We start from the raw sequence: 17,102 nt of genomic DNA, 5'->3' as shown, positions 1-17,102 counted from the left end.
AGCGTTCCCTCGACGTTAGCGTGAATCAGGCATAATCTTAATCAATCGATTGATTAATTCTTAATGCCGCCATGAATACAATACCCACAACAACCAAAGGTGAACAGGCTAAAAATCAGCTTATCGCCGCCGCGCTGGCGCAGTTTGGTGAGTACGGGCTGCATGCCACCACCCGCGATATTGCCGCGCTGGCCGGGCAGAACATTGCGGCGATTACCTACTATTTTGGCTCAAAAGAGGATTTATACCTCGCCTGCGCCGAGTGGATCGCCGATTTTATCGGCACGCAGTTTCACCCGCACGTTGAGGAAGCCACCGCGCTGCTCGGCCAGCCGTCGCCCGATCGCGCCGCCGTTCGCCAGCTTATTCTCAATGCCTGCCACGATATGATCCGCCTGCTCACGCACGACGATACGCTCAACCTGAGCAAGTTTATCTCCCGGGAGCAGCTCTCCCCGACCGTCGCCTACCAGCGGGTACACGATCGGGTGATTGAGCCAATGCACTCGCACCTGACCCGGCTGATCGCCGCCTATACCGGGCGGGACGCCAGTGATACCGAGACAATTTTGCATACCCACGCCCTGCTGGGGGAAATTCTTGCCTTCCGTCTGGGCAGGGAAACCATCCTGTTACGCACCGGCTGGACACAATTTGATGAGGATAAAGCCGCGCAGATTAGCAAGGTGATCGCCTGTCACGTCGATCTGATCCTGCAAGGCTTAACGCAAAGGAGCCTGAAGTCATGAAAAAACCTGTCGCCATCATTCTGGTGGTTGTTGTTTTGCTTGCCGCCGGAGTCGGTGGATGGCTGTGGTATCAGAGCCATCAGGATAAAGGCCTGACGCTGTACGGCAACGTGGATATTCGCACGGTGAACATGAGCTTCCGCGTGGGCGGACGTCTCGCCTCGCTGAGCGTTGACGAAGGCGATGCCATTAAAAGCGGGCAGACGCTGGGGATGCTGGATAAAGCGCCCTATGAGAATGCGCTGCTGCAGGCCAAAGCGGGGGTGTCCGTCGCCCAGGCGCAGTATGACCTGATGCTGGCAGGCTATCGCGACGAAGAGATCGCCCAGGCCGCCGCTGCCGTTAAGCAGGCGCAAGCCGCCTATGACTACGCGCAGAACTTCTACGCGCGCCAGCAGGGGTTGTGGAAAAGCCGCACCATTTCCGCTAACGATCTGGAAAATGCGCGCTCGTCCCGCGACCAGGCGCAGGCAACGCTGAAGTCCGCGCAGGATAAGTTAAGCCAGTACCACACCGGTAACCGCCCGCAGGATATCGCCCAGGCGAAAGCCAGTCTTGAACAGGCGCAGGCGCAGCTGGCTCAGGCAGAGCTGGATCTGCACGACACTACCTTAATCGCGCCGTCTGACGGCATGCTGATGACCCGCGCCGTGGAGCCGGGCAGCATGCTCAGCGCGGGCAGCACCGTCTTAACGCTCTCCCTGACCCGCCCGGTCTGGGTACGCGCCTACGTTGATGAGCCGAATCTCGGCCAGATGCAGCCGGGCCGCGAACTGCTGCTTTATACCGACGGTCGCCCGGACAAGCCGTATCACGGCAAAGTGGGCTTTGTCTCCCCTACCGCCGAATTCACGCCGAAAACCGTTGAAACACCGGACCTGCGTACCGACCTCGTGTATCGCCTGCGCATCATCGTGACCGATGCGGACGACGCGCTGCGTCAGGGCATGCCCGTCACCGCAAAAGTAGACAACGGGGAACGACATGAATGACGCGGTTATTCAGCTCAACAATCTGGTTAAACGCTTCGCGGGAATGGACAAACCGGCCGTCGCGCCGCTGAACTGCACCATCCGGAAAGGCTATGTGACCGGGCTGGTCGGTCCGGACGGCGCGGGGAAAACCACGCTGATGCGGATGCTGGCGGGGTTGCTCAAGCCGGATGAAGGAAGCGCCAGCGTGCTCGGTCTTGACCCGATCGAGGATGACGGAGCCCTTCACGCCATGCTCGGCTATATGCCGCAGAAGTTTGGCCTGTATGAAGACCTGACGGTGATGGAAAACCTGAACCTGTACGCCGACCTGCGCAGCGTCACCGGCGAAACGCGGCAGAAAACCTTCGCGCGCCTGCTGGAGTTTACCTCCCTCGGCCCGTTCACCGACCGGCTGGCGGGCAAGCTCTCCGGCGGGATGAAGCAGAAGCTGGGGCTGGCCTGCACGCTGGTTGGCGAGCCGAAAGTGCTGCTGCTGGATGAGCCCGGCGTCGGCGTAGACCCGATTTCGCGCCGTGAACTGTGGCAGATGGTGCACGAGCTGGCGGGCGACGGGATGCTGATCCTCTGGAGCACCTCCTACCTCGACGAAGCGGAACAGTGCCGGGACGTGCTGCTGATGAACGAAGGCGAACTGCTTTATCAGGGCGAGCCGACGACGCTGACGCAGAGCATGGCCGGGCGCAGCTTCCTGCTGCACAGCCCGCAGGAGTCTAACCGCAGGCTGCTGCAGCGGGTGCTCAGGCTGCCGCAGGTCAGCGACGGGATGATCCAGGGCCGCTCGGTACGGGTGATCCTCAAAAAAGAGGCCACCGTCGACGATATTCGCCAGGCGCCCGGCATGCCTGAGATCGAGATGGAAGAGACCGCGCCGCGCTTTGAGGACGCGTTTATCGACCTGCTGGGCGGCGCGGGTACCTCAGAGTCGCCGCTTGCCGCCATTTTGCATACGGTGGAAGGCACGCCGGGCGAAACGGTGATTGAAGCCAAATCCCTCACCAAAAAGTTCGGGGATTTCGCCGCCACCGACAACGTCAACTTTGCGGTGAAGCGGGGGGAAATTTTTGGCCTGCTCGGACCGAACGGCGCGGGAAAATCGACCACCTTTAAGATGATGTGCGGCCTGCTGGTGCCGACGTCCGGCAAGGCGCTGGTGCTGGATATGGACCTTAAGGTCAGCTCCGGCAAGGCGCGCCAGCATCTCGGCTATATGGCGCAGAAGTTTTCCCTGTACGGCAACCTGACGGTCGAGCAGAATCTGCGCTTTTTCTCCGGCGTGTACGGCCTGCGCGGGCGGGCACAGAACGAGAAAATCCGCCGCATGAGCGACGCCTTCGCCTTAACCAACATTGCCTCCCACGCCACCGACGAGCTGCCGCTCGGCTTTAAGCAGCGGCTGGCGCTGGCCTGCTCGCTGATGCACGAGCCGGATATTCTGTTTCTTGATGAGCCGACATCAGGCGTTGACCCCATTACCCGCCGCGAGTTCTGGCTGCACATCAACAGCATGGTGGAAAAAGGCGTGACCGTGATGGTGACCACCCACTTCATGGACGAGGCGGAGTACTGCGACCGCATCGGGCTGGTGTATCGCGGCAAGCTGATTGCCCACGGTACCCCGGACGACCTGAAAAACCAGGCCGCCGATGATGAGGTTCCGGATCCGACCATGGAGCAGGCGTTTATCACCCTCATCCACGACTGGGATAAGGAGAATGCCCATGCGCAGTAATGCCATTTCCTGGCGCAGGGTGCGCGCGCTGTGCATTAAAGAGACGCGGCAGATCGTGCGTGACCCCAGCAGTTGGCTGATTGCGGTAGTCATCCCCCTGCTGCTGCTGTTTATCTTTGGCTACGGCATTAACCTGGACTCCAGCAAGCTGCGGGTCGGGATATTGCTGGAGCAGCAGAGTGAGGATGCGCTGGACTTTACTCACGCCATGACCGGATCGCCCTACATTGACGCCACCATCAGCGATAACAGGCAGGAGTTGATCCAGAAAATGCAGGCCGGGAAAATTCGCGGCCTGATCGTCATTCCGGTGGATTTCGCCGCCAACATGGCGCGGGCGAATACCGACGCGCCGATCCAGGTGATTACCGACGGCAGCGAGCCAAACACCGCCAACTTTGTACAGGGCTACGCGGAGGGGATCTGGCAGCTGTGGCAGATGCAGCGGGCGGAAGATCGGGGCGAAGAATTTAAACCGCTGATCGACGTGCAGACGCGCTACTGGTTTAACCCCGCCGCCATCAGCCAGCACTTTATTATTCCGGGCGCGGTGACGATTATCATGACGGTGATTGGCGCGATCCTGACCTCGCTGGTGATCGCCCGCGAGTGGGAGCGCGGGACCATGGAGGCGCTGCTCTCTACCGAAGTGACGCGCGTCGAGCTACTGCTGTGCAAGCTCATCCCCTACTATTTCCTCGGCGTGCCGTATCGCGGCTCGCTGGTGGTGCTGTTTTTTATCACCAGCCTGTTTTTACTCAGCACGCTGGGCATGGGGCTGCTCATCTCCACCATCACCCGCAACCAGTTCAACGCCGCGCAGGTGGCCCTCAACGCCGCCTTTTTACCGTCGATTATGCTGTCCGGGTTTATCTTCCAGATAGACAGTATGCCTGCGGTGATCCGCGCCGTGACCTATGTTATTCCGGCGCGTTACTTTGTGAGCACGCTGCAAAGCCTGTTCCTGGCGGGGAATATTCCGGTGGTGCTGATCGTCAACACGCTGTTTTTAATGGCGTCAGCGGCGATGTTCATTGGGTTGACGTGGATGAAAACCAAACGGCGACTGGATTAAGGAGCAAACATGTTTCACCGATTATGGACGTTGATACGCAAAGAGCTGCAATCCCTGCTGCGCGAGCCGCAAACCCGCGCCATTCTGGTCTTGCCGGTGCTGATCCAGGTTTTTCTGTTCCCGTTTGCCGCCACCCTTGAGGTGACCAACGCCACCATTGCCATTTACAACGAAGATAACGGCAAACATTCCGTCGAGCTGACGCAGCGCTTTGCGCGTGCGAAAGCCTTTACCCACATCCTGCTGCTGAAAAGCCCGCAGGAGATCCAGCCCACCATCGACACGCAAAAAGCGCTGCTGCTGGTGCGGTTCCCGGCGGATTTCTCCCGCAATCTGGATACCTTCCAGACCGCGCCGATGCAGCTGATCCTCGACGGGCGTAACTCCAACAGCGCCCAGATAGCCGCCAACTATCTGCAGCAGGTGGTGAAGGATTACCAGCAGGAGCTTATGGACGGCAAACCGAAGCCCAACAACAGCGAGCTGGTGGTGCGTAACTGGTACAACCCGAACCTGGACTACAAGTGGTTCGTGGTTCCGTCGCTGATCGCCATGATCACCACTATCGGGGTGATGATCGTGACTTCCCTTTCCGTCGCCCGCGAGCGCGAACAGGGCACGCTGGACCAGCTGCTGGTCTCCCCGCTCGCCACCTGGCAAATTTTCGTCGGCAAAGCGGTCCCGGCGCTGATCGTCGCGACGTTTCAGGCCACCATCGTGCTGGGGGTGGGAATTTGGGCCTACCAGATCCCGTTCGCCGGTTCGCTGGCGCTGTTTTACTTCACGATGGTCATTTACGGGCTGTCGCTGGTGGGATTTGGACTGCTGATCTCGGCGCTCTGCTCGACGCAGCAGCAGGCGTTTATCGGTGTGTTCGTCTTTATGATGCCCGCGATTTTGCTCTCGGGGTATGTTTCACCCGTCGAGAACATGCCGGTGTGGCTTCAGGATCTGACGTGGGTAAACCCGATTCGGCACTTTACGGACATCACCAAGCAAATCTATCTGAAGGATGCGAGTCTGGATATTGTCTGGGGAAGTTTGTGGCCGCTACTGGTCATAGCGGCCACGACGGGCTCAGTGGCGTACGCGATGTTTAGACGCAACATTGCGTAGCTTTTTCTCTTTGGTCAGCAGCGAGACCACCGCAGGCCCTGCAAGGATAGCCAGACCGGCCAGGGCCAGCAGAAGGTTGTTTTGCAGCACGCGCGACAGCAGCCAAAGCACGATCATCGCCGCGCCAAAATACCAGGTGGTGGTGAGCTCTTCGAGCACATCACCCACCTCGCGCCAGCGCGCTTCATGGTGGCGCTGTAAGAACAGCATCGACAGCACGGTGACGCCATAAAGGACGCATAGCCCCAGGCCAACACGCACCAGCGTGCCGCTCATCCAGCCCATCACCAGTACGGCCACGACCAGTAAATGCAACATTATCTGCCAGCAACTCAGGCCAGTTGCGACACGAACACGTTGTTGCCACTTCATGGCTTCTCTCCTGAAGGATTTTTCTCTGCTTAATCAGACTACCGCACTTTACGGAAAATTCCGTAACGCCGCATCTTTTTGTGACGACGACTACACTTTATTTTCATTGGGATAGTCACTCAGGAAGGAGCTTATGACTCAAAAAATGCAGCATTTCTCGCTTAAGGTGCTGACGATAAACATTCATAAGGGCTTCACAGCATTTAACCGCCGCTTCATTTTACCGGAGCTGCGCGACGCGGTACGCACCGTCAGCGCGGATATTGTCTGCCTGCAGGAGGTGATGGGCGCACACGAAGTGCATCCGCTCCACTTTGAGAACTGGCCCGACACGCCGCACTATGAATTTCTGGCCGACACCATGTGGAGTGACTACGCCTATGGCCGCAACGCGGTCTATCCGGAAGGGCATCACGGAAACGCGGTGCTGTCCCGCTACCCCATTGAACATTACGAAAACCGCGACGTTTCCGTCGGGGAAAGCGAAAAACGCGGCCTGCTTTACTGCCGCATTACGCCGCCCGACCTCGAGCGACCTGTCCATGTCGGCTGTGTTCACCTGGGCCTTCGCGAAGCCCATCGTCAGGCGCAGCTGAAAATGCTGGCCGAATGGGCCAACGCGCTTCCCGAAGGCGAACCTGTGGTGGTAGCGGGCGATTTCAACGACTGGCGACAGAGGGCAAACCATCCGTTGAAAGTAGATGCCGGGCTGGAAGAGATTTTTACTCGCGCCAACGGCAGGCCTGCGCGCACCTTCCCGGTCCGTTTCCCGCTGCTTCGGCTTGACCGCATCTACGTGAAAAATGCCCACGCCAGCAGCCCGACCGCCCTGGCGCTCCTTAACTGGCGACATCTTTCCGACCATGCCCCGCTCAGCGCGGAGATCCACCTATGAAATGTTCCTGGCAGGAAGGCAACCGAATCACGCTGCTGGTCAACGGGGACGAGTATTATCCGGCCGTGTTTAAAGCGATTGACCATGCACAGCAGAAGGTGATCCTCGAAACCTTTATCTGGTTCGAAGACGACGTCGGCAAACAGCTGCACGGCGTGCTGCTGCGCGCCGCCCGGCGCGGCGTCAAAATTGAAGTATTGCTTGATGGCTATGGCTCGCCGGATCTCAGCGATACGTTTGTGAATGAGTTGACCTCCGCGGGCGTGGTGTTCCGCTACTACGATCCTGGCCCTCGCCTGTTCGGCATGCGGACCAATCTTTTCCGCCGGATGCACCGCAAAATTGTGGTGGTGGATGAGACGGTGGCGTTTGTCGGCGGCATTAACTACTCCGCTGAGCATATGTCCGACTACGGCCCGGAGGCGAAGCAGGACTACGCTATTCGCATTGAAGGCCCCGTGGTTCAGGACATCTTACTGTTTGAGCTGGAGAACCTGCCGGGTAAAGAGGCCGTTCGCCGCTGGTGGAGACGCCGCCATCGCCCGGAAGAGAACCGGAAGCCCGGCGAAGCGCAGGCCCTTTTCGTCTGGCGGGATAACGGCGAGCACCGGGACGACATTGAACGTCATTATCTCAAGATGCTCGCCAACGCGAAGCGCGAAGTGATTATAGCTAACGCCTACTTTTTCCCGGGCTATCGCCTGCTGCACGCCATGCGCAATGCGGCCCGACGCGGGGTACGCGTGAAGCTGATTGTGCAGGGCGAGCCGGATATGCCGATAGTCAAAGTCGGCGCGCGGCTGCTGTATAACTACCTGGTGAAGGGCGGCGTACAGATCTACGAATATCGCCGCCGACCGCTGCACGGCAAAGTGGCGCTGATGGACGATCACTGGGCCACCGTGGGTTCCAGTAATCTCGATCCGCTGAGCTTATCGCTCAATCTCGAGGCTAACCTGATCATTCACGATCGCCAGTTTAACCAGACCCTGCGGGATAACCTGCAGGCGCTGATCGTTAACGACTGCGTGCGCGTGGACGAATCCATGGTCCCTAAACGCACCTGGTGGAACCTGGGCATCAGCGTGGTGGTGTTCCACTTTCTGCGTCATTTCCCGGCCATGGTCGGCTGGCTGCCGGCGCATACGCCTAAGCTTGCGCAGGTGGACCCGCCGGTACAACCCGAAATGGAAACCCAGGACCGTATTGAAGCGGAAGACGGAGGCAAACCCTGATGTCGAAATCGCATCCGCGCTGGCGGCTGGCAAAAAAGATCCTGACCTGGCTGTTTTTTATTGCGGTCGCGGTTCTGCTGGTGGTCTACGCGCAGAAAGTTGACTGGGAAGAGGTGTGGAAAGTCATCCGCAACTATAACCGGATGGTGCTGCTGGGCGCTGTGGGGCTGGTTATCGTGAGCTACCTGATGTACGGCTGTTATGACCTGCTGGGCCGCGCTTACTGCGGCCACAAGCTGGCCAAACGTCAGGTTATGCTGGTGTCGTTTATCTGCTACGCCTTTAACCTGACGCTGAGCACCTGGGTCGGCGGCATTGGCATGCGCTATCGCCTCTACTCGCGGCTCGGCCTGCCGGGCGGGACCATCACGCGCATTTTCTCGTTAAGCATCACCACCAACTGGCTGGGCTATATTCTGCTCGGCGGGGTGATCTTCACCATCGGCGTGGTGCAGCTGCCCGCGCACTGGTATATCGATGAGGCCACGCTGCGCATTCTGGGCATTGTGCTGCTGCTGATTATCGCCGTTTATCTGTGGGCCTGCGCGTTTGCTAAACGCCGCCATATGACCATTAAAGGGCAAAAGCTGGTGCTGCCCTCGTGGAAGTTTGCGGTGCTGCAGATGGCGGTCTCCAGCGCCAACTGGATGGCGATGGGGGCGATTATCTGGCTGCTGATTGGCGAGGACGTGAACTACTTCTTCGTGCTGGGCGTGCTGCTGGTGAGCAGTATTGCGGGCGTGATTGTGCATATTCCTGCGGGGATCGGCGTGCTGGAGGCGGTGTTTATCGCGTTGCTGGCCGGGGAGCATGTCTCTCAGGGAACGATTATCGCCGCCCTGCTGGCGTACCGCATGCTGTATTACTTCCTGCCGCTGGCGCTGGCAACGGTGTGTTATCTGGTGCTGGAGAGTCGGGCGAAAAAGCTGAGAGCGAAGAACGAGAAGGCGTTAGCGAAATAAAAGCAAAACGGCAACGATGTTGCCGTTTTTAGTGTTTGTTCCCTCTCCCACGGGAGAGGGTCAGGGTGAGGGCACCAGACCGCACCGCCACCCGGCAAAACAACCTTAGCGACGGTTGCCGAAAATCCGCAGCAGCATCAGGAACAGGTTGATGAAGTCCAGATACAGCGTCAGCGCGCCCAGAATCGCGTATTTGCGCAGGTTTGAACTGTCGCGTACGTCGATCTGCTCGCCGATATTTTTCAGCTTCTGGGTGTCATACGCCGTCAGTCCAACGAAGATCACCACCCCGATGTAGGTCACGGCCCACATCAGCGCGTCGCTCTTCAGCCACAGGTTTACCAACGACGCCAGCACAATCCCAATCAGCCCCATAAACAGCATGCTGCCGAAACCGCTCAGATCGCGCTTCGTGGTGTAACCGTACAGGCTCATCGCACCGAACATCCCGCCGGTTATAACAAACGTACTAGCGATAGATGAACCAGTGTAGACGATAAAAATGCTGGAGAGCGTCAGGCCAGTTAATGCCGAATAGAGCATAAAAAGCGTGGTTGAAAGTCCCGCGCTGAGCTTATGAATCAACCCAGATAAAACGAACACAACTGCAAGTTGGGCAATAATCAAGCCAAAGAAAAAGTAGCGATTAGTATAGAGCAATTCAGTGATTGCCTCTGAACCTGCCGCATACCACGCGATAAACGCGGTAAGCAGCAGGCCAACCGTCATCCAGCCGTACACCTGAGCCATATACGTCTGCAGGCCGCTACGGGTCTGCTGTACTATTGAATCGGAACGCGGAAATCGGTCCATGATTCACTCCTGATTAAGTTTAAGTAGACACACACGTTAAGATTAACACATCCACGTAAACCGACTACCAACGGCTGGCGGCTTGTTTATCGCTGTCGCGCGATTCTACCCAGCGGTCACCTTCCGGCGTGGCTTCGCGCTTCCAGAACGGCGCTCTGGTTTTGAGGTAATCCATAATGAACTCCCCTGCCGCAAACGCGCTGCTGCGGTGCGCGCTGGTCACCCCGACGAAGACAATCTCCTCGCCAGGCCACATCTCGCCGATGCGGTGAATAACCGTAACGCGGCCAAGCGGCCAGCGGCCTCTCGCCTCGTCGACAATCTCCGCCAGCGATTTCTCGGTCATCCCCGGATAGTGCTCCAGCGTCAGCGCCTTCACGCTGTCACCGAGGTTGTGGTTGCGCACCTTGCCGGTGAAAGTGACGACCGCGCCGTCTTCATCACGTTCCGCCAGCCAGCTGTATTCGGTCCCCACGTTAAAACGCTCGGGACTCACCAGAATTCGGGTTTCAGCCATCTTAGCCCCCCGTAACCGGCGGGAAGAAGGCCACTTCATCCCCTGCGTTCAGCGGATGGGTGAATTCCACCAGCGTCTGGTTAACGGCGGCCAGCAGCTTGCCTTCGTCGAGCGCCAGCGCCCAGCGGTCGCTTTGTGCCGCCAGATGCGCTCGCAGGGTAGCGACGTTTTCGAAGGACGCATCCAGCGTCAGGCTGTCGGTATTCACCAGCTCGCGCACCTGCGCAAAAAAGAGTACCTTAATCATGGCTGTCCACCTTAAAATCACCGGATTTGCCGCCGCTTTTTGCCAGCAGGCGAACCGGGCCAATCACCATATCTTTCTGCACCGCTTTGCACATGTCGTAGATGGTCAGCGCGGCGACTGAGGCCGCCGTCAGCGCCTCCATCTCCACGCCGGTTTTGCCGGTTAAGCGGCAGAGTGACTCAATGCGCACGCGATTATGCTCCGGCTGCGCCTGCAGGTTCACTTCCACCTTGCTCAGCATCAGCGGATGGCACAGCGGAATGAGATCCCAGGTCCGTTTGGCGGCCTGAATACCGGCGATGCGGGCGGTGGCAAAGACGTCGCCCTTGTGATGGCTGCCGTCGATAATCATAGCCAGGGTTTCCGGCAGCATGGTGACGAACGCTTCCGCGCGCGCCTCGCGCACCGTTTCCGCTTTGGCGGAGACGTCCACCATATGCGCTTCGCCGGCGGCGTTAATATGGGTCAGTTGTGACATAGCTTATTTCTTTAAATGGGGATGGAAATTACACGGACGGGTACGGGCGTCCAGCTGCGGGGCGATGATGTTTTCCCACGCGGTGCGGCAGGCTTTGGTCGAGCCCGGCATAGCGAAAATCAGGGTTTTGTTAGCCACCCCGGCAACGGCGCGCGACTGGAGCGTGGAGGTACCAATCTCTTCAAAGGAGAGCATGCGGAACACTTCGCCGAAGCCTTCCACCTCGCGGTCGAAAAGCGGGATCAGCGCTTCAGGGGCCTGATCGCCTGTGGTAAAGCCGGTGCCGCCGGCGATCAGCACCACCTGCACCTCATCACTCGCAATCCACTGCGAAACCTGAGCGCGAATGGCGTAGCGGTTCTCCTTCACGATCGCTTTATCGACGATGTGATGCCCCGCGTCATGGGCCGCCTCGCGCAGCCAGTGGCCGGAGGTATCATCCTCTTCGCCACGGCGGTCGGAAACGGTAAGGATAGCAATGCGTGTCGGGATAAATTCTGCGCTTACCTGACTCATCTTCTGATTCCTTCTTAAGCCTGATTACCCGCCGATGTAGGACAGGTTCTGAGTAATGCCGGTATTGCCCTGATGCAGGAAGTGGGTCTGTTTTTTATGCGTCAGCGCGTCAGAAATACGTGCTTCAAGCGCGGCCTGCTGCGCATCGTCTTCCAGCAGATCGCGGAGATCCACGCCGCCGTCGCCGAACAGGCAAAGATGGAGCTTGCCAACGGAGGAGACGCGCAGGCGGTTGCAGCTGGCGCAGAAGTCTTTCTCATAGGGCATGATAAGCCCAATCTCACCTTCGTAATCCGGGTGGCAGAAGACCTGCGCCGGGCCGTCACTGCGCTGGCGGATTTGATGGATCCAGCCGCGTTTCAGCAGCTCGTCGCGCAGCACCATGCCGGAGATGTGATGGCGACGGAACAGCTCGCTGCCCTCGCCGGTTTCCATCAGCTCGATAAAACGCAGCTGAATGGGGCGTGATTTAATCCACGCCAGGAAGGTATCGAGCTGGTGATGGTTCACATCACGCATCAGCACTGTGTTGACTTTGACCTTCTCGAACCCGGCCGCAAATGCCGCGTCGATGCCGTCCATGACCTGCTGAAATTTATCCTGGCCGGTAATGGCATGGAACTGACGGGCATCCAGGCTATCGACGCTGACGTTGATCGCCGTCAGCCCCGCATCGCGCCAGTTCGCCACGTCACGCGCCATGCGGTAACCGTTGGTGGTCACCGCAATCTGGCGGATACGTTCGTTTTCACGCACGGCGGCGATGATGTCGGGGAAATCGCGGCGCAGAGAGGGTTCGCCGCCGGTCAGACGCACTTTTTCGGTGCCGAGTTCAGAGAAGGCGCGCGTGACGCGGCGCACTTCATCCACGGAGAGAAAGCCGTTATTAGTGACGCTGCCCGGTTTGTAGCCATCGGGCAGGCAGTAGGTGCAACGGAAGTTGCACACATCGGTAATCGACAGACGTAAGTAATAAAACTTACGCGCGAAAGCATCAGTAAGTTGTGAAGCCATGTACACCTTTCCAGATCGGGAGGCACAGTCATTTCTTTCTGTACCCTGGTGGCAAATTTGCCACGGCCAGAGCGCCATATCTTTCGACACAGGCACAAGGGCTAGAGTGTATGTTTTCAATTTTGAAAACGTGGTTAGGGCGATAGTAGCGCGGAAATTCTGACGACGCCATTCTCGCTTTTCGCTGTATAATTATCTATATAGCGAATCGTTCCTGCATTTTCGCTACAGAATACCTAAAAACCGCATTTTCACATTGATATACGTCATTTTGCATCGGGTGAGGCATCGTCTTTTAGGGGTAGTTAGGTTACTGTTACGCGATCGAACGTGATAAGGAATACGTATGCGCAATCGCACTTTTGCGGATCTTGACCGAGTGGTCGCTCTTGGCGGAGGACACGGCTTAGGCCGGGTTATGTCCTCTTTGTCGTCACTCGGCTCAAGGCTGACAGGGATAGTAACTACCACCGACAACGGGGGCTCAACCGGGCGCATTCGACGTGCCGAAGGCGGCATTGCCTGGGGAGATATGCGCAACTGCCTGAACCAGTTAATTACCGAGCCGAGCGTCGCGTCGGCGATGTTTGAGTACCGTTTTGGCGGTAATGGCGAACTTTCCGGGCATAACCTCGGAAATCTGATGTTAAAGGCGCTCGATCACCTGAGCGTAAGGCCTCTGGAAGCCATCAACTTAATCCGTAATCTGCTCAAAGTGGACGCATTCCTAATCCCCATGTCAGAACAACCGGTTGACTTGATGGCCATCGACGCCGAAGGGCATGAAGTTTACGGCGAGGTGAATATCGACCAGCTCATCCTGCCGCCAACGGAGTTAATGACCTATCCGAGCGTGCCCGCCACGCGAGAAGCGGTGGAGGCCATCGGGGAAGCGGATCTTATCCTGATCGGTCCAGGCAGTTTTTATACCAGCCTGATGCCAATTCTACTCGTAAAAGAGCTGGCGCAGGCGCTGCGCCGCACCCCTGCCCCGATGGTTTACATCGGTAACCTGGGACGTGAGCTGAGCCCGGCGGCGGCGAGCCTGTCGCTGGCGGACAAACTGGAATTAATGGAGCATTACGTCGGCAAGAAAATCATTGACGGCGTAGTCGTGGGCCCAAAAGTGGATGTGTCAGGGATTGGCAATCGTCTGGTGGTGCAGGAGCCGCTAGAAGCGAGTGATATTAAATATCGCCATGACCGTCACCTGCTGCGCGAGGCGCTGGAGAAGGCGATTCAGGCGCTGGGCTAGGTTCGTTTTGTGCGGCCTGATGCCCTCATAATAATGCCCCCTCACCCCAGCCCTCTCCCTTGAGGGAGAGGGCTGGGGTGAGGGGGGAACATACGACTCTGGTGGTCATTCCGTTCACTTTATGTTCCTTGCTACTCTGTAACGACATGACCGGTGAACGTGCCAGGGTGGCTCAATCGCCACCACCCTGGCGACCCGGGCTCCCGGCGGTAAATCGCCGCTGCGCGGATTGTTCGCCCCATCCCTGGGGCTCACCCCTTCGGGGCCAGCGCAAGCGCTGTCCAAAATTGCTCCCGGCAATTTTGTCATCGGCTTATTCCTTTCGGCTTATCGGGTACGGGCGGAGGTAACGTCCCTGTAAAGCCCGCCCTCTCGGCGCATCCCTGCGCCTCGCCCCGGCCTGCAGGAAACGCCTCAGCGATTTACAGCCGGACCAGAGCATCGCTGATAGCCTTCAATCGCGTTGAAATAACATTATTGCTTCTGTTCAAAAATTACTGGGGATCCCTCTCCCACCGGGAGAGGGAGAAAACAACGCTTTACTCACGATGCCGCGATGAAAAGATCCCGCAGCTGATGAAGCTGGTCGCGGATCTGCGCCGCCTCTTCGAACTCCAGATTCTGCGCGTGCTGCATCATCTGCCCTTCCAGCTCGTGGATTTTCTGCTGCAGCGCTTTCGGCGTCAGCACGACGGTATCCTCTTCCACCACTGAACGCGCCTTGCCGCGGCCTTTCGCTTTGGTTTTGGCGATGTTCTGACCCAGCGCCAGAATATCCACGACCTTCTTGTTCAGCCCCTGCGGGGTAATGCCGTGCTCTTCGTTGTAACGCTGCTGTTTCTCGCGGCGGCTCTCCGTTTCGCCAATCGCTTTCGCCATCGAAGGGGTGATTTTGTCACCATACAGAATCGCTTTACCGTTGACGTTACGCGCCGCACGGCCGATGGTCTGGATCAGGGAGCGTTCAGAACGCAGGAAGCCCTCTTTGTCCGCATCCAGAATTGCCACCAGCGAGACTTCCGGCATGTCCAGACCTTCTCGCAGCAGGTTGATCCCCACCAGCACGTCAAACTCGCCCAGACGCAGGTCGCGGATAATCTCCATGCGCTCCACGGTGTCGATATCCGAATGCAGATAGCGCACCTTCTCGCCGTGCTCTTCGAGATACTCGGTGAGGTCTTCCGCCATACGCTTGGTGAGCGTGGTCACCAGCACGCGCTCGTTGATGGCGGAACGGGCGCGGATCTCAGAGAGCAGGTCGTCCACCTGCGTGGCCACCGGACGCACCTCGATAATCGGGTCCAGCAACCCGGTCGGACGCACAACCTGATCGACAACGTCTTCACCGGATTTCTCCAGCTCGTAGTTGCCCGGCGTGGCCGAGACGTAAATGGTTTGCGGCGCTAGTGCCTCAAACTCTTCAAACTTCATCGGACGGTTATCCAGCGCCGACGGCAGACGGAAGCCGTACTCCACCAGCGTCTCTTTACGCGCCCTGTCACCGCGGTACATCCCGCCGATCTGCGGGATCGTGACGTGGGATTCGTCGATCACCAGCAAACCGTCTGCCGGCAGGTAATCAAACAGCGTCGGCGGCGGCTCGCCCGGCCCGCGCCCGGAGAGGAAGCGCGAGTAGTTTTCAATGCCGGAGCAGTAGCCGAGCTCGTTCATCATCTCAAGGTCGAACTGGGTGCGCTGGCTGAGGCGCTGCTCTTCCAGCAGCTTATTGTTCGCCAGCAGCACCTTACGGCGCTCGGCCAGCTCCACTTTGATCTCTTCCATCGCCTGCACGATACGCTCGCGCGGCGTCACGTAGTGCGTTTTCGGGTAGATGGTGAAGCGCTGGATCACTGACTCAACGTGTCCGGTCAGCGGGTCGAAGAGCGACAGGCGTTCAACCTCTTCGTCAAACAGCTCGACGCGCAGCGCCATATCGTCCGATTCTGCCGGGAAGATGTCGATCACCTCGCCGCGTACGCGGAAGGTGCCGCGCTGGAACGCCTGATCGTTACGGGCGTACTGCAGCTCTGCCAGACGGCGGACGATGGCGCGCTGGTCGATAATCATCCCCTGCGTCAGGTGCAGCATCATCTTGAGATAGAGATCCGGATCGCCCAGACCGTAGATCGCGGACACCGACGCGACGACGACCACATCGCGACGCTCCAGAAGCGCCTTCGTGGCCGACAGACGCATCTGCTCGATGTGTTCGTTCACCGAGGCATCCTTCTCGATGAAGGTGTCAGAGCTCGGCACGTAGGCTTCTGGCTGGTAGTAATCGTAGTAGGAGACGAAATACTCCACCGCGTTTTCCGGGAAGAACTCTTTCATCTCGCCGTAAAGCTGTGCGGCCAGGGTTTTGTTGGGTGCCAGCACCATCGTTGGACGCTGGAGATCCGCAATCACGTTGGCGATGGTGAAGGTTTTACCCGAGCCGGTTACCCCCAGCAGCGTCTGGTGCGCCAGCCCGTCTTCCAGCCCCTCTTCCAGACGACGGATCGCCTCAGGCTGATCGCCAGATGGACGGAAAGCAGAATTCAATTTGAACGGTTTACTCATGGGCGACGACCTGATGACGTTATAAGCGGCAGGTGAGTAATTTTACTCGTTGTTGCCAGGAATGCCAGTAAAAAACACTGGATGAAAAACCAGTAGCATGTCAGGATATTTAGCATAGCGCCTGAATGATTAGCGCGATAGCGGCCAAAATTTGGACTGTGACAATATAAAACACCAGTCAGGTCAGGTTATCCCCAGAACTTTTTCTTTTTTAACATTTGTCAAGCCAGGTAATGATAGTTTTGTGGCAACGGGTGACACTTTCATGACGGGAATTGCTTTTATCTAAGCAATTAAATAATAAACGATATTTTCTAAAGCCGCGTTTCGCGCCAATTTGGGCGTAAGCCGCGTCTTCTCTCGCTTATCGCGTGTTTTCTAACTCTAATGCACATGGTTATCCACAGGAATAGTGGATAACTGCTTCCAGCCCATACAGACTGGCGCTCGGCAAATTCCCGGTTTTTCCCACGAGACGGTAGTAAAAAATTTTTATAGCTATTTTTTGATGATTAACAGTTGCGTCATTCATAACCAGTCGATGGGATCTTGCTCACATTTTCATCATTTTGGGT

General features: G+C 57.8%; 17 protein-coding genes and 1 riboswitch. Of the genes, 9 read left to right on the top strand and 8 right to left on the bottom strand.

The window, feature by feature from the left end; all coding sequences use genetic code 11:
- Positions 1 to 71 precede the first annotated feature (71 nt).
- The 5 genes from cecR to ACWKXN_RS01135 are packed head-to-tail and all read left to right on the top strand — an operon-like array spanning position 72 to position 5,664.
- Entirely contained in the window at positions 72 to 749 is a 678-nt protein-coding gene (cecR, locus tag ACWKXN_RS01155) for a transcriptional regulator CecR (RefSeq protein ID WP_219940724.1), read from the top strand.
- Positions 746 to 1,741 carry a secretion protein HlyD gene (hlyD, locus tag ACWKXN_RS01150; protein ID WP_087822211.1) on the top strand — a complete coding sequence of 332 codons (996 nt, stop codon included), beginning with the start codon at positions 746 to 748 and terminating at the stop codon, positions 1,739 to 1,741. Before cecR ends, hlyD begins: the two co-directional genes overlap by 4 nt.
- Entirely contained in the window at positions 1,734 to 3,473 is a 1,740-nt protein-coding gene (locus tag ACWKXN_RS01145) for an ATP-binding cassette domain-containing protein (RefSeq protein WP_064672130.1), read from the top strand. Before hlyD ends, ACWKXN_RS01145 begins: the two co-directional genes overlap by 8 nt.
- A complete protein-coding gene (locus ACWKXN_RS01140) occupies positions 3,463 to 4,548 on the top strand; it encodes an ABC transporter permease (RefSeq protein WP_454543199.1) in 1,086 nt (361 codons plus the stop codon). The genes ACWKXN_RS01145 and ACWKXN_RS01140 overlap by 11 nt, the downstream gene beginning before the upstream one ends.
- A 9-nt stretch (positions 4,549 to 4,557) precedes the next feature.
- On the top strand, positions 4,558 to 5,664 hold the full coding sequence (locus ACWKXN_RS01135) for an ABC transporter permease (protein ID WP_454543198.1): 1,107 nt from the start codon (positions 4,558 to 4,560) through the stop codon (positions 5,662 to 5,664).
- Here ACWKXN_RS01135 and ACWKXN_RS01130 read toward each other — a convergent pair.
- Positions 5,626 to 6,036: a YbhQ family protein gene (locus tag ACWKXN_RS01130; protein WP_014883088.1), complete on the bottom strand. Its 411-nt coding sequence runs from the start codon at positions 6,034 to 6,036 to the stop codon at positions 5,626 to 5,628. The two genes, ACWKXN_RS01135 and ACWKXN_RS01130, sit on opposite strands and share 39 nt — an antisense overlap.
- 133 nt (positions 6,037 to 6,169) lie before the next feature.
- Between ACWKXN_RS01130 and ACWKXN_RS01125 the strand changes: the two genes are divergently transcribed.
- The 3 genes from ACWKXN_RS01125 to ACWKXN_RS01115 are packed head-to-tail and all read left to right on the top strand — an operon-like array spanning position 6,170 to position 9,128.
- Positions 6,170 to 6,931 carry an endonuclease/exonuclease/phosphatase family protein gene (locus ACWKXN_RS01125; RefSeq protein WP_023334979.1) on the top strand — a complete coding sequence of 254 codons (762 nt, stop codon included), beginning with the start codon at positions 6,170 to 6,172 and terminating at the stop codon, positions 6,929 to 6,931.
- A complete protein-coding gene (gene clsB, locus ACWKXN_RS01120) occupies positions 6,928 to 8,166 on the top strand; it encodes a cardiolipin synthase ClsB (RefSeq protein WP_033144984.1) in 1,239 nt (412 codons plus the stop codon). Before ACWKXN_RS01125 ends, clsB begins: the two co-directional genes overlap by 4 nt.
- On the top strand, positions 8,166 to 9,128 hold the full coding sequence (locus tag ACWKXN_RS01115; protein WP_023310857.1) for a lysylphosphatidylglycerol synthase domain-containing protein: 963 nt from the start codon (positions 8,166 to 8,168) through the stop codon (positions 9,126 to 9,128). The genes clsB and ACWKXN_RS01115 overlap by 1 nt, the downstream gene beginning before the upstream one ends.
- A 105-nt stretch (positions 9,129 to 9,233) precedes the next feature.
- Here the strand turns inward: ACWKXN_RS01115 and ACWKXN_RS01110 are convergent, their stop codons facing one another.
- The 6 genes from ACWKXN_RS01110 to moaA form a co-directional block, all read right to left on the bottom strand.
- Positions 9,234 to 9,941: a Bax inhibitor-1/YccA family protein gene (locus ACWKXN_RS01110; RefSeq protein WP_094934359.1), complete on the bottom strand. Its 708-nt coding sequence runs from the start codon at positions 9,939 to 9,941 to the stop codon at positions 9,234 to 9,236.
- Between the two features lie 64 nt (positions 9,942 to 10,005).
- The gene (gene moaE / locus ACWKXN_RS01105) at positions 10,006 to 10,458 is read right to left on the bottom strand and encodes a molybdopterin synthase catalytic subunit MoaE (RefSeq protein ID WP_064672127.1); all 453 of its coding nucleotides are present in this window, start codon (positions 10,456 to 10,458) and stop codon (positions 10,006 to 10,008) included.
- Position 10,459: 1 nt separating this feature from the next.
- Positions 10,460 to 10,705, bottom strand: coding sequence for a molybdopterin synthase sulfur carrier subunit (moaD, locus tag ACWKXN_RS01100; protein WP_033144980.1), 246 nt, complete (start codon positions 10,703 to 10,705; stop codon positions 10,460 to 10,462).
- Complete coding sequence (gene moaC / locus ACWKXN_RS01095) at positions 10,698 to 11,183, bottom strand: cyclic pyranopterin monophosphate synthase MoaC (RefSeq protein WP_008501142.1); 486 nt, start codon at positions 11,181 to 11,183, stop codon at positions 10,698 to 10,700. The genes moaD and moaC overlap by 8 nt, the downstream gene beginning before the upstream one ends.
- 3 nt (positions 11,184 to 11,186) lie before the next feature.
- Positions 11,187 to 11,699: a molybdenum cofactor biosynthesis protein B gene (gene moaB / locus ACWKXN_RS01090; RefSeq protein ID WP_454543197.1), complete on the bottom strand. Its 513-nt coding sequence runs from the start codon at positions 11,697 to 11,699 to the stop codon at positions 11,187 to 11,189.
- Positions 11,700 to 11,723: 24 nt separating this feature from the next.
- A complete protein-coding gene (gene moaA, locus ACWKXN_RS01085; RefSeq protein WP_064672124.1) occupies positions 11,724 to 12,713 on the bottom strand; it encodes a GTP 3',8-cyclase MoaA in 990 nt (329 codons plus the stop codon).
- A riboswitch (molybdenum cofactor riboswitch) is annotated at positions 12,701 to 12,834 on the bottom strand. It overlaps the preceding gene by 13 nt.
- 225 nt (positions 12,835 to 13,059) lie before the next feature.
- Between moaA and yvcK the strand changes: the two genes are divergently transcribed.
- Entirely contained in the window at positions 13,060 to 13,968 is a 909-nt protein-coding gene (yvcK, locus tag ACWKXN_RS01080) for a uridine diphosphate-N-acetylglucosamine-binding protein YvcK (RefSeq protein ID WP_039261383.1), read from the top strand.
- Between the two features lie 543 nt (positions 13,969 to 14,511).
- On the opposite strand, the gene uvrB is transcribed toward yvcK, so the two are convergent.
- On the bottom strand, positions 14,512 to 16,527 hold the full coding sequence (gene uvrB / locus ACWKXN_RS01075; protein ID WP_454543196.1) for an excinuclease ABC subunit UvrB: 2,016 nt from the start codon (positions 16,525 to 16,527) through the stop codon (positions 14,512 to 14,514).
- Positions 16,528 to 17,102: the final 575 nt, after the last annotated feature.

This window comes from Enterobacter sp. UPMP2060 (genome assembly GCF_053709655.1).
The sequence above is the reverse complement of the archived record's forward strand: the minus strand, read 5'-3'. Positions and strand labels throughout refer to the sequence as shown.

Bases quoted from the DNA above. Each gene is read 5' to 3' on its own strand.
- yvcK (WP_039261383.1), top strand. From the start codon at position 13,060: ATGCGCAATCGCACTTTTGCGGATCTTGACCGAGTGGTCGCTCTTGGC.
- ACWKXN_RS01125 (WP_023334979.1), top strand. From the start codon at position 6,170: ATGACTCAAAAAATGCAGCATTTCTCGCTTAAGGTGCTGACGATAAAC.
- ACWKXN_RS01135 (WP_454543198.1), top strand. From the start codon at position 4,558: ATGTTTCACCGATTATGGACGTTGATACGCAAAGAGCTGCAATCCCTG.
- ACWKXN_RS01140 (WP_454543199.1), top strand. From the start codon at position 3,463: ATGCGCAGTAATGCCATTTCCTGGCGCAGGGTGCGCGCGCTGTGCATT.
- hlyD (WP_087822211.1), top strand. From the start codon at position 746: ATGAAAAAACCTGTCGCCATCATTCTGGTGGTTGTTGTTTTGCTTGCC.
- ACWKXN_RS01130 (WP_014883088.1), bottom strand. From the start codon at position 6,036: ATGAAGTGGCAACAACGTGTTCGTGTCGCAACTGGCCTGAGTTGCTGG.
- clsB (WP_033144984.1), top strand. From the start codon at position 6,928: ATGAAATGTTCCTGGCAGGAAGGCAACCGAATCACGCTGCTGGTCAAC.
- ACWKXN_RS01110 (WP_094934359.1), bottom strand. From the start codon at position 9,941: ATGGACCGATTTCCGCGTTCCGATTCAATAGTACAGCAGACCCGTAGC.
- moaB (WP_454543197.1), bottom strand. From the start codon at position 11,699: ATGAGTCAGGTAAGCGCAGAATTTATCCCGACACGCATTGCTATCCTT.
- moaD (WP_033144980.1), bottom strand. From the start codon at position 10,705: ATGATTAAGGTACTCTTTTTTGCGCAGGTGCGCGAGCTGGTGAATACC.
- cecR (WP_219940724.1), top strand. From the start codon at position 72: ATGAATACAATACCCACAACAACCAAAGGTGAACAGGCTAAAAATCAG.
- ACWKXN_RS01115 (WP_023310857.1), top strand. From the start codon at position 8,166: ATGTCGAAATCGCATCCGCGCTGGCGGCTGGCAAAAAAGATCCTGACC.
- ACWKXN_RS01145 (WP_064672130.1), top strand. From the start codon at position 1,734: ATGAATGACGCGGTTATTCAGCTCAACAATCTGGTTAAACGCTTCGCG.
- moaA (WP_064672124.1), bottom strand. From the start codon at position 12,713: ATGGCTTCACAACTTACTGATGCTTTCGCGCGTAAGTTTTATTACTTA.
- moaE (WP_064672127.1), bottom strand. From the start codon at position 10,458: ATGGCTGAAACCCGAATTCTGGTGAGTCCCGAGCGTTTTAACGTGGGG.
- moaC (WP_008501142.1), bottom strand. From the start codon at position 11,183: ATGTCACAACTGACCCATATTAACGCCGCCGGCGAAGCGCATATGGTG.
- uvrB (WP_454543196.1), bottom strand. From the start codon at position 16,527: ATGAGTAAACCGTTCAAATTGAATTCTGCTTTCCGTCCATCTGGCGAT.